Here is a 12,450-nt window from a genome sequence, read left to right as displayed (position 1 = left end):
CATAACTACTTCTTCATTACTAATTACGTATAAGGGGAGCCGTGTGGTGAAAAGAATTGTAGAGGGCGTCAAATCATTCGTATCTGTATTATTTGAACCAGTATCTTTATTTAATAAATTAATTGAAAAACCTAAGAATTTTTATCCGTTCATTTTAATTATGCTAATCGGAATATTTTTAGTGCTATCCACCTCACAATTTATAATACAAGAAATTTCTCATCTTTTTGAATTAGAAGAAAAGGTGTCTAATTCAGCTATCATTATTGGTATTTTCAGTTTTATTATAAGTGGAGGATTACTTATAGAGTGGCTGATTCAAGCAATTGTCATCTATTTTATGGTATCACTGTTTTCTACTGAAACCCGGGAGTTCAGAGCGGTATCCAGTATTATCGGTTATAGCTGGGTTCCTATAGCCATTAAGGTGATTTCTTTCTCGTTATTAGTTATGTTTTCTGGGGAATTGTACGAGATTAAAGGATTTTCTGGTATTTTAAAAGATACCGATAATTCTCTTTTAAACAGTTTTTTAAAAAATATAGATTTTTTTGTCATTTGGCAGTACATAATCCTGTATTTAGGTGTTAAAATTTTGATAAGAGATTCTAGTAAGTGGATGTCCATAATGATTATCACTTTCACCTTCTTACTAAACACAATTTTAAAAATAATTCCAGAGTTTTTTACATCATTTATGTAATTGTTTTAACCCTATAATCAGACAGTAGGATGTGATGAAATGTTACGAAAAGCCTCACTTTCTTATTTTATTGCAAGCATTATTACAATAATAGTCATTTTGATTGAAGTTGGTATCCGTTCAGCAGTTGTTTCTCCATTTGTTCTACTTGATTCGAACAAAGATAACAATCCAAAAGTATTAATCTCCCATTCTCTTTATCAGGGTAATTTTTTATTAACCTATCAAGATGGTCACTCCAAAGATCGTTCAGAAGCAGCCTTTCAATTGGGCGGAAAGCAAATAAATTTCACGGAGATTCCCTCTAGGAATGGAATTAGCACAATTGAAACTGACAAATTAATGAAAGATAAGGCAACGGTTTTTCTAAGAAGAGGTTTTGTACTTATTCATGATGATAAAATTAAGATGGAACAGGTATCGCAAAATCCTTTTTTCTCTAAATACAATCTAACGAATCTAACAGAAACGACTAAGGTCAAAACAGGTTTTAAGCATAATACCACATATATTATATTAATTACCTTAATGGGAATTCTTTTTCCAGCTATGTTATTTTTATTTTTTAATCTTCATGAATCTATGAAAAACCTATTCACATTATTTATTCCCTTTGTTCTAGCCATTTTTCTTCCCTTGGGATTAAATTATTATTTCTTAATGGGATATGTGCTATCAATAACAGGCTCTTATGTCTTAAGTATTATTCTCTCTATACTTGTACCTAGTTTCCTGTCAGTCTTATTGACTGCTTATTCATTTGAGTATACTACAAAAGATACGCCTGAAGATTTAGAAGAAAATGAAGGCGCGTCAGGAAATTCGTTCTTAATGAATGTTAGGGAGCAAGTCGTTTTGATTGGTGCTGCCACATTATCCTTGTTATATTTCGGATCTTATTTATTACTTCCTTTGTCATTTCAAGCGAAGATCATGGATAACCTTTTTCTATTTTGTGGCTGGTACTTCGCTCTAATCATATTATTTATTATTGGTTACTCAATCATTCAAAAAATAATAAACAAATATGAAGTTTTAAATACGGAAGCATTCATGTATATTCGCAAGGATATTGAGTATAAGACAAACCAAAAGGTAAATATTTGGGTGAAAAAAGACTCTCAACAGGATGTGAATGCCTGGATATATTCTTTTAAACTTCCATTTAAAAGAAGAGTCGATTTGTATGTGACAGAAGGGTTGTTAAATAAGTTTGATAAAGATGAAATTCGTGCTATCTTATATCATGAAATGGGACATGCGAAGTTAAAACACGCACATTATACCATGTACCTAACTTTGATCGTAACATTACTTATGGGCATCAGTATGTATTATGCCAGACAGGTTATGCTTGCCAACGGATGGTGGCAATATGTTCTTATTTTCCCAATAGGAATAATTCTCATGATCTTCATTACGGAATGGCTGCCAAAGAAAATCAGCCGGTTATTTGAGATTCAGGCTGATAACTTTGCTGTTTCCCATCTTGAGAATAAAACACTGTATCTCAATACTTTGATTAAATTAAGCAGTCTTATTAAAGAAGAAGATGGAGATTATGGAAGAAAGTCTGAATGGCGTGAAAGTCACCCCTCTTTTGAAAAACGAATTGAGAACATAAAGAAAACCAATTAAGTCAACAAGGTGATTATGTGAAGACTAAACTATACCATTCCAAATATAATTGGATAAATCTATTTATAAAGAGAAATTCCCGGGTGTTGAAGTTGGCTTTATTAGTTGTTTTTATCAGCTTTTTTGGTACTATATTATTCTTATCAATTAACAATGATATGAACGTGACTACCATTCCCCTTAGTTATTTGGAGGAAGGCGTTAGTGATAGTGAGAATGATGGGTTTGCTGTTTGTTTCTCAATTTTTTCGCATAATTTCATTATCTTGCTGCCAGCGTTAATTGGTGTTTTTTCACTCGGTTTTTTATCAATAATATATGTTTCCTTACAAGGATATTTACTTGGCGTATCCATCTATAGCATCTCTCAAACAATGTCAATTTCAACTGTGATTACATTCACGATATTTCATGGAATTTTTGAGATGATTGCTATAGCTTTAGTTACTGCATTTGCTATAAAGCCGGGTGAAATAACGATTGAATCCATTCGTGGAAATCGGAAATTTATACAGAAGCAGGACTTAATAGATATGGTTGTTCTACTTGCTATGTATATTATTTTTTTATTCACAGCGTCAGTGATTGAAGGATTAATACTCCTAAATATATGAAGTTAGTTTTAAATATCATTTTGATGTTTAGAGGTAGATGGATATGAGAGAAATTTATTTGATAAACAAATATAAATTTAGAAGCATCTTAAACAGATTTTTGTATATTCTTAAAAATGGAATAACGCATAGTGTTTATCTCCTATTCCTTGTAGGAAGTGTCATCATCACTGTTACTGTTATTAACTTTTTTACTTCTTTCACAGTTGAATTTATGCTTGACAATTTAGAACCATTAACTAGCAAAGAGCAAAGTGAATGGGCCTATAGACTATTTTTATTAATAATATTGTTCATTCTGACTAGCAATGTTTATTCTAATGTGTACCGTATGCTAGAACTTAAAGACTTTAAGTTACTATCTTCTATTGTCCCATCTGTTAATAAAATAATACTCAGTAAGTTAATTGGGCGTGAATTATTTAAAAGTTTACTACTGTTCGTAATATTCGTGCTCTTTTTCATTCATATAGCTACAAAGCTTAACCTAAGTTTAGCAACTGGGATGTTTTTATTTCTTTTTATAACTCCCATCATAGTAATTGTAGCAACGTTAAAAATCTACATAGTGATGAAAATAATTTCGGCTAAAGTAAGTAAAAGAATTGGATTGAATTATAGCCTGTTTCTTTTATTCACAAAAATAATAATAACTATACTCTTTTTTTCTATTCTTTTTCCTTTTATTGAATATATACCTAGTAGATTGGTGAGGGAAAATTACTTATTAATTTACAACCATTCTATTATCCAGTCTTTACTAGGGTTCTTTAACCCATATCATTTTATAAGCAATAAATGGATAATTATCTCTATTTTCCTTTTTATAGGGATTTGTATTTGCTGGTTAATGGGTAAATCTTTAAAACATTTAGATGTCTATACATATATTGCTTTTTTTCAGCGGAATAATTCTAATGTCACTGGAACAGAGATAAGAGACAGCTTATTCAATTTGTATTTGTCGAGATTGTCCATGGTTCTAAAATATCTTAAGTTTATTCCATTTTTAACAAGGAAAATTGTTGAAAAAGATTATAAACATTTTCAAAGAATCAAGCTGTATAGATTTAACCAAACTTTTTTATTAATCATCTTTCAATACATATTGATATTTATACCTTATTATCTTTTAGCCTCCAAAAAAATTTCTTTTATAGAGGGGAATCATTTATCGATCTTTGCTATTCTCCATCTTTCAGGAGCCGTCATGGTAATCCATAGACTCTTTAATCGTTTTTCGCCTGACTTTGAAGGGAAAAGTTTCATTTACCTTTTACTTACTCCTGTAAGAGTAGAAGAAATTTGCTTAGCGAAGGTGCTTAGTTTGCTAGGAGTTGCACTGCCTTTTTCAATTATTGTTAGTTTAGCAACGTGTTTAGTATTTGACGTCAATTTCTTATTTATTCTTCCTTTAAATGTATTAACTATGGTTGTTACAATACTAATTGCTCTAGTCTCCAGTATTACCTTCCCGAATTACGAAAGAGAAACCTATCTGGATTTGCCTAGCACAAGGTCCAGTATCATGAGTAAATTTTTGTCGAGTGTATTTATTATCATTGGAAGTTTGATCATCATACTCTCCAAAAATTCTTTGCTAACCGTAATATTATTTTCGTCCATGGCATTTTTGATTAGCTCGATCCTCTTTCATTTATGCTGCAAAAAATTAACTAATTCTGAATTTAAAAACTTCGCATCTTTAAGTGAATTTAGTGAGTAAGGAATGATTATATGTTAAATGTAGTGAATATTTCCAAGTCATATGGCAGTATACCTGCGATAAAAGAAATAAGCTTCCACATACATTCCGGTGAAATTTTAGGCTTATTGGGTTCAAACGGTGCGGGTAAAACGACCACTTTATCTATATTATCTGGTTTAATGAAGCCTGACAGCGGATTTGTAAGTTTATATGAAGTTGAGGATCCCAATGAATATAAGTCACGGATTGGCTGTGTATTCGATGATTTAAGTCCCTATGATTATTTAACAGGGAGAGAATACGTAACCTTCATGGGTGAATTAAGAGGAGTTCCTTCCAATCAAATTGATTTATTTATATCCGAACTGTCCCAATTACTCTTTCTTGAAAGAAAAATTGATATCTTAATCAAAACCTATTCAAAAGGTATGCGTCAAAAAATTATATTAATGGGTGCCTTAGTTCATAATCCGGTGCTCTTGATTATGGATGAACCTTTTACAGGATTAGATCCAGAAAGCATTAAATCCATTAAAGATTATTTAAAAGCTTTTACTCATAAAGGAAATTCCATCATCTTTAGTACACATATACTTGAAGTAGCAGAAAAATTATGTGACAGACTAGTAATAATTGAAAAAGGATATTGTATTGCCACAGGTAGCTTGGAGAAAATAAAAATGCAAGACAGTCAGATAATTGGAAATACTCATAGTTTAGAAGAAGTTTTTCATTTGTTGACACATTCTAATAGAAATTTTAAAGAGTGATTGATTTGAAAAATCACATGAAATGTTGATTACAACACTGGAATCACAGTAAGTATTTGTAGATACATTCTTCATAATGAGAACAAAAGTTTTTCAAGTGTTTTCTTTTTAACTTAACATCTAAATTAATTCCAAAAAATAAATGTCAAAACGTCCTATCTTAGGGCGTTTTTTTCATTCAGCCACACATGCCATATGTCCAAATTTAGACAAATCACTTCGTTGAAATTTCAGAAATTTGGGATTAAAATGAAAATAGGGTCTGTTATTTCGTCATCAGATGACCAAATTAATGAATCAAATTGCAGCAAAGAAGGGAAGTTCGCCGATGAAAGTCCATTTATTCGTTACCTGTTTAATTGACACCATGCAGCCAAGTGTAGGAAAGGCGACAGTGAAAGTACTAGAAAGGCTCGGTGTAGAGGTGGAATTTCCAGAGGCACAAGTGTGCTGCGGACAGCCAGCCTTTAACAGCGGCTATACAAAAGAAACCATCAAAGCAGCAAAAAACATGATCAAAGCCTTTGAATCAGCTGAATATGTCGTGACGCCGTCAGGTTCTTGTAAGGCGATGTTTTTAGAATATCCTCATCTTTTAAAAGAAGACCCAGTGTGGTCAGCAAAAGCTGAGGCACTTGCTGAGAAAACATATGAATTAACCGAGTTTATTGTTGATATATTACACGTCACAGATGTAGGGGCGAGTCTGAAAGGAAACGCAACCTATCACACATCCTGTCATATGACGAGACTGCTGCGAATTAAGGAAGCACCTTTCACGCTGTTGTCAAATGTCAAAGATTTGACGATGACGCCATTGCCGCGCGCAGAAAATTGCTGTGGATTTGGAGGAACCTTTTCAGTAAAAATGACACCTATTTCTGAGCAAATGGTCGATGAGAAAGTCCAAAGCATAGAGGAGACAGGCGCTGAATACATTATTGGTGCTGACTGCGGCTGTCTGCTGAATATTGGCGGGAGGCTGAATCGTCTTGATAAGCCCATTCAAGTGATGCATATCGCAGAAGTATTAAATAGCCGCTGACTTTAAGAGGGGGAACGGCACATGAGTATGAAAATTGGAGAGAAGGGCTTTAAAGAACGAATCGGGGAAGGGTTAGAAGATACTGTCATGAGAGGTGCTGTTTCCTCAGCGCAGGAACGCCTGTATGAAAGGCGGCTATCTGCGAGCGAAGAGCTTGGCAACTGGGAAAAGTGGCGAGAACTTGGCGAGGAAATCCGGCAGCATACGCTGACGCATCTTGATGACTACTTATACCAATTAAGTGAAAGCGTTAGTGCACGTGGAGGACATGTCTTTTTTGCAAAAACAAAGGAAGAGGCATCGGCGTATATACAAAATGTGGCACAGAAAAAAGCGGCCAAAAAGATCGTTAAATCAAAATCAATGGTCACAGAAGAAATTGAAATGAATCAAGCGCTTGAAGAGATCGGCTGTGAGGTGGTGGAAAGCGATCTTGGCGAGTATATTCTGCAAGTAGATGATCATGAACCTCCTTCACATATTGTGGCACCTGCTCTTCATATGACGAAAGAACAAATACGGGAAGTATTTCATGAGAAGCTAGGGTATGAGATGTCAGAGACACCTGAAGACATGACGAGTTTTGTGAGAGCCATATTACGTGAAAAATTCCTCGAAGCTGACATTGGTGTCACTGGCTGTAATTTTGCTGTCGCCAATACAGGTTCCATCTGCCTTGTGACAAATGAAGGGAATGCGGATCTTGTCACGGCTATCCCGAAGACACATATCGCCGTTATGGGCATGGAACGGATTGTTCCAACGATGGAGGAACTGGATGTCCTTGTTGGTCTTTTGTGCAGAAGTGCAGTTGGTCAGAAATTAACAAGTTATATTTCTGTCGTCGGGCCAAAAGGAGAAGAAGAAGTGGATGGACCAGAAGAATTTCACTTGGTCATTGTGGACAATGGGCGGTCCAATATATTAGGTACTGCCTTTCAGCCTGTTCTCCAATGTATCCGGTGCGCAGCCTGTATTAATGTGTGCCCAGTTTACCGGCATGTGGGCGGACATTCATACGGATCGATTTATCCGGGGCCAATTGGCGCTGTTCTTTCGCCGCTTCTTGGCGGCTATGATGACTACCAAGAGCTCCCCTTTGCATCAAGCCTTTGCGCAGCCTGCACAGATGCTTGTCCAGTAAAGATCCCGCTTCACGAGTTATTAATAAAACATCGACAAGTCATCGTTGAAAAAGAGGGGAGAGCGTCTAAAACTGAAATGATGGCGATGAAAATGTTCGGAATGGGCGCATCGACTCCCGGAATGTATCAATTCGGAACAAAAGCAGCCCCTGTATTGATGAATCGTATGGCTTCAAACGGACAGATTTCAAAAGGAATAGGTCCTTTAAAGAATTGGACAGATATTCGTGACCTGCCAGCTCCAAGTAAAGAAAGATTCAGGGATTGGTTTAAAAAGAGACAGAAGGAGGAGCAGTGATGAAGGGAACCATTTCTCACCGAGAGTCGTTTTTAGCTCATATCCGTAAGCAATTAGGTAAAGATTCCTCCCCGTCTGCATCTATTCAGCGTCCAGCTTGGAAGCATCAAGTCCAGTGGGAAACAAACGGACTTTTGTCTAAAGAAGAACTAGTCGAGCAACTGAAGAAGCAATGTCAACGAATTCACACAAGAGTGGTCGAAACAACACCACAGGAAGCGCCCTCTGTATTAAGATTATTGATGACAGAGTATGGAGAGGGTTCTGTGATGACATCGGGCGATCATCGTTTTGAACAATATGGATTTCATCCGATGTTTGACAGCTTGCAGCACGAAGGATTCGCAGTCACCAGCTGGAATGCTGAGGCATCAAGGGAAGAAAATATCAGGATGGCAGAACAAGCGACATATTCGGTTGTATTCAGTGATTACACCCTAGCAGAATCAGGTACAGTCGTCCTTTCATCCCATCAAGGCCAAGGCAGAGCGCTGCATTTTTTACCGATGATGTATATCGTGTGTATCGAAAAAAGCACAGTGGTTCCGCGGATGATTCAGGCTGTTTCGGCTCTTAATCGCTCGGTAGAAGAGGGGGAGCAGGCGAAAGGTGCTATTCATTTCATATCAGGTCCAAGTAACTCTGCGGATATTGAGATGAATTTAGTGGTAGGTGTTCATGGTCCAGTTCGGGCCGTTTATCTGTTAATAGATGATGAATGAGGGCTTTCGTGCTGAAAGCTTTTTTCATGCAAAAAAGCTCACACAAGTTTTAAAATCATCTTGCCTCTAGCGGATTGGACATAGTAAGATGACGACATACAAGATGAACTTCTCATCTACTGCTGATGTAAAGGAAGCTGCTTATGGAAATGAAGTCAACTGCTCAAAAGAAATCAATTGCACTACCGCTTGTGATTTCAATTATTGCCATTTCGTTTTCTGCTATCATTGTGAAATGGTCAAATGCACCTGCTGCTATTTTAAGCATGTATCGAATGATCTTTGCCGCGGCTTTTATGCTGCCGTTTATCCTGCCACGTAAAAAAGAATTTCTTTCAATAAAGCGCAGAGACTGGTTTTTCTTATGTATGTCAGGCTTCTTTTTAGGACTCCACTTTGTGTTGTGGTTTGGCTCACTGAAGCTGACGACTGTGGCAAGCTCTACTATTATTATCGCCCTTCAGCCGATGGTCTCCTTATTAGGCGGCTTTCTCATTTTCCGTGAACGAACCACGCTGCCCGTACTCTTGACGATGTGTGCAGCGATTGCTGGTGCACTCATGATTGGATGGGGAGACATAGGTCATAGCCAGGAAGCCATCCTAGGAGACATTTTATCCTTTTTAAGTGTGATCGCGGTTGTTTGTTATTTATTAATAGGTCAACAGGCTGTAAGGAAAATATCTCATTGGATTTATAGTTTTTGTGTGTTTGGTTTTGCTGGTCTTTTTTTAATTCTATTCAACCTAATGCAGCAAACTCCTTTTACAGGCTATCCGGGTAAAGAGTGGGGGATTTTTTTATTGCTTGCCATCATTCCCACCATGTCTCATGTCATTAATAATTGGCTTTTAACCTATGTCAATGCAACAACGATTTCAATGAGTATACTTGGCGAACCTGTTGGGGCCACGATTCTTGCTGTGTGGCTGCTTGGAGAGAAGATTACACTGCTTCAAATGTGTGGCGGTCTTCTTGTCCTTTTAGGCGTCTTTTTCTTTTTGATGCAGCAGCGTCAAGGAATTGTGATGAAACCAAAAAAATCCGGTTAAATCCCGGATTTTTTACTCTTTTAAATCATTTTTTTCAATCACTTTGTTCAATCTTTCCTCAACCTTCTTCAATTCCATTCGTCTTCTTCTGATCATTCGAAAAGAGGTGACAATCATAGTCACGATAACAGCAATGAATAGAAGAGAGAACACTTGAAATAAAAAATCTCCAAGATTGAATGCCATATTCTCTCCATTAGACATACGTAAAACCTCCCTTTCTATCTATATATTACCATAATCAATAAAAGATTGAGATTTATCCATAATTTATCTATAATAGGTAAAATATCACTCATTAAAGGAGAACCAATATGAGAACTTTAGTCCTTTTACGAGGTCTCCCAGGCGTAGGTAAATCAACTTGGATCAAAGCTCAAGGCTTAGAGCCCTACACTTTATCAGCGGATCAGATCCGTCTTTTGACCCAGCCGCCGCAGTTATCTGTCAATGGGAAACCAGAAATTTCAAGCAAGCATGACCACAAAGTCTGGTCTTTGTTATTTGAATTGCTTACAGCACGTATGGAACACGGAGACTTTACTGTGATTGATGCGACACATATTTCAAGCAAATCGATATCTCAATATAAATCGTTAGCCACATCGTATCGTTACAGGGTGTATGTCGTCGATTTCACGCAGGTGCCGCTTGAAACAGCTCTCCTGCAAAATCGCTCACGGGAACCTCACAAAGTTGTGCGGGAGTCTGTTTTATATCAAATGAACGAGCGGTTAAAAACAGAAAAGGTCCCATCATGGGTGACTGTTTTGCAGCCTGAGGAGTATCCGCAAGTGATAACCTATCAGCCTCGATCCTTCGATCAATATGAGGCCATTCATGTCTTTGGAGATATTCACGGCTGTCATACCGCTCTGACCACCTATTTACAAGGAGACATTAAAGAAAACGAACTTTATATCTTTGCAGGTGATTTGCTTGATAGAGGAATAGAAAACAAGGAAGTATTAGAATGGATGCTCGCACATAGAGAATGCCGGAATGTCATCGTGATTGAGGGCAATCATGATCAGCATTTATACCGGTTTGCACATGGTGAGAAAGTAAGAAGCAATATGTTTAACCGGCATACTGCACCTGAAATCGAAGCAGCAGACTTTGATTTAAAAGAAGTACGGAAGTTTGTCAGAACATTTCATCAGCTTACTTATTTTACGTACCATAGCAAGACATTTCTTGTTACCCACGGGGGGCTTGCTCATTTGCCAGAAGAGCTTCTGCATGTCTCAACCCAGCAGCTCATTCACGGTGTAGGTGAATATTCAGATGACATTGACCACTTGTTTGTTCAAAACACCGCTGGATTAGATGTCATTCAAATTCACGGGCATCGTAATTTATACAGGCTGCCAATTCAAGCAGCGGAAAGATCTTATAATCTAGAAGGCCAGGTTGAATTCGGGGGGCAGCTGAGGGTCTTGAAAATCACAGCTGACGGGATTGAGGCTCATGAAATTGACAACCCAGTCTATAGAGCTTCTGAGAAAAAAACATCGGCTGCTCTTCAACCAGATATCTCACTGGATGACTTTTTAGCTCACTTAGATCAGCATGAATATGTACAGGAATTAAAGCTTCCGCACCATATTTCATCTTTTAATTTTACGAAAAAAGCTTTTAGTGAACGGCAGTGGGATGATGTGAATGTGAAGGCAAGAGGTTTGTTTGTCAATATGGTGTCAAAGCAGATTGTTTCAAGAAGCTACAACAAATTTTTTAATATTGACGAGCGTCCAGAGACAAAAATGCATCATCTAGTGAACCATCTTCAATTCCCTGTTACCGTCTATGATAAAGCAAATGGATATTTAGGAACGGTTGGGTATAACGAAATGGAAAATGAATTGGTGTTTACGTCCAAATCGTATACATCACATGTGAAGCAAAATCCGCATGCTTCCTGGGTCGAAGAGCTATTTTATGCAACCTTTGACGATGTGCAGGTCGACTACATCAAATCATACGTACGTGACAACAATGTATCTCTTGTGTTTGAAGTCATTTTACCAGAGAAAGACCCACATATTATCACATATGATCAAGATCAACTCATTTTGCTTGATATTGTGAAGCGTCAGCTAAGCTATGAAAAAGCACCATTCACTGAAGTGAAAAGGTTAAGCGAACAGCTTGGAATGTCCTGCAAGCAGGAAGTGGCTGTGTTCCATAATTGGACGTCTTTTTATAAATGGTATCAGGCAGTATCTCATGACGACTCTATTAAAGAAGAGGGATATGTCATTGAGGATGACAGAGGCTTTATGACCAAGCTCAAGCTTCCTTATTATCAATTCTGGAAGCAGATGCGTGCTATTAAGCAGCGTGTCGCCGAGAAACGTTCCACACAAAAATATATGCAGGCATTGCAAACAGCGGAGCAAGCTAGATTTTATACGTGGCTTCTTGAGCAAGATGCCAATGATGTCAGGAATAGCTCAATTATTGAGCTGCGAACACAATTTGAGCAAAGCGATGCTGCCCAATTGAATAATGATGAAATAAATGCATAGTCTAAACATGAGTCTTTTCTAAGGAAAAGGCTTTTTTTGATGCAGTTGAAAGGTAGACCCATATATGCCTGATCATATTGAAGTGATTCTTCGAACGATGTTTGCTTTTGCGATTTTATTTGGTGGAGCACGTCTTCTTGGAAAGCAAACATATTGATACATATGACGGCCATATTCAGTCTCCGATTGATCAAGAATGAACGTGTAGTGCAGAGGTCACCCGC

At 37.1% G+C, this 12,450-nt stretch carries 10 protein-coding genes; 9 read left to right on the top strand and 1 reads right to left on the bottom strand.

The features are described 5' to 3' along the window. Nucleotides 1-46 precede the first annotated feature (46 nt). The 8 genes from C6Y01_RS01270 (at nucleotide 47) to C6Y01_RS01230 (ending at nucleotide 9,695) form a co-directional block, all read left to right on the top strand. Nucleotides 47-703 (top strand): YIP1 family protein, encoded by a 657-nt coding sequence (locus C6Y01_RS01270; RefSeq protein WP_189318680.1) that lies wholly within the window; start codon nucleotides 47-49, stop codon nucleotides 701-703. Between the two features lie 39 nt (nucleotides 704-742). Continuing rightward, on the top strand, nucleotides 743-2,341 hold the full coding sequence (locus C6Y01_RS01265; protein WP_106037739.1) for a M48 family metallopeptidase: 1,599 nt from the start codon (nucleotides 743-745) through the stop codon (nucleotides 2,339-2,341). Nucleotides 2,342-2,433: 92 nt separating this feature from the next. Further along, nucleotides 2,434-2,955, top strand: coding sequence for a stage II sporulation protein M (locus C6Y01_RS01260; RefSeq protein ID WP_189318679.1), 522 nt, complete (start codon nucleotides 2,434-2,436; stop codon nucleotides 2,953-2,955). A 1,737-nt stretch (nucleotides 2,956-4,692) separates the two neighbouring features. Then, entirely contained in the window at nucleotides 4,693-5,433 is a 741-nt protein-coding gene (locus tag C6Y01_RS01250; protein ID WP_106037736.1) for an ABC transporter ATP-binding protein, read from the top strand. 328 nt (nucleotides 5,434-5,761) lie between these two features. Beyond that, on the top strand, nucleotides 5,762-6,478 hold the full coding sequence (locus C6Y01_RS01245) for a (Fe-S)-binding protein (RefSeq protein WP_106037914.1): 717 nt from the start codon (nucleotides 5,762-5,764) through the stop codon (nucleotides 6,476-6,478). Between the two features lie 21 nt (nucleotides 6,479-6,499). Beyond that, on the top strand, nucleotides 6,500-7,921 hold the full coding sequence (locus tag C6Y01_RS01240; protein WP_034660758.1) for a LutB/LldF family L-lactate oxidation iron-sulfur protein: 1,422 nt from the start codon (nucleotides 6,500-6,502) through the stop codon (nucleotides 7,919-7,921). Further along, entirely contained in the window at nucleotides 7,921-8,643 is a 723-nt protein-coding gene (locus tag C6Y01_RS01235) for a LutC/YkgG family protein (protein ID WP_106037735.1), read from the top strand. The genes C6Y01_RS01240 and C6Y01_RS01235 overlap by 1 nt, the downstream gene beginning before the upstream one ends. Nucleotides 8,644-8,786: 143 nt before the next feature. Continuing rightward, nucleotides 8,787-9,695, top strand: coding sequence for a DMT family transporter (locus C6Y01_RS01230; protein WP_106030936.1), 909 nt, complete (start codon nucleotides 8,787-8,789; stop codon nucleotides 9,693-9,695). A gap of 12 nt (nucleotides 9,696-9,707) precedes the next feature. Here the strand turns inward: C6Y01_RS01230 and C6Y01_RS01225 are convergent, their stop codons facing one another. Continuing rightward, nucleotides 9,708-9,899: a hypothetical protein gene (locus C6Y01_RS01225; protein WP_060596417.1), complete on the bottom strand. Its 192-nt coding sequence runs from the start codon at nucleotides 9,897-9,899 to the stop codon at nucleotides 9,708-9,710. A 110-nt stretch (nucleotides 9,900-10,009) separates the two neighbouring features. Here C6Y01_RS01225 and C6Y01_RS01220 point away from each other — a divergent pair, with 110 nt between their 5' ends. Next, nucleotides 10,010-12,226, top strand: coding sequence for an RNA ligase (locus C6Y01_RS01220; RefSeq protein ID WP_106037734.1), 2,217 nt, complete (start codon nucleotides 10,010-10,012; stop codon nucleotides 12,224-12,226). Nucleotides 12,227-12,450 lie beyond the last annotated feature (224 nt).

It is taken from the genome of Bacillus sp. NMCC46 (assembly GCF_002998465.1).
Taxonomy (GTDB): Bacteria; Bacillota; Bacilli; order Bacillales; family Bacillaceae; genus Bacillus.
This window is presented reverse-complemented; position numbering and strand designations above follow the sequence as displayed.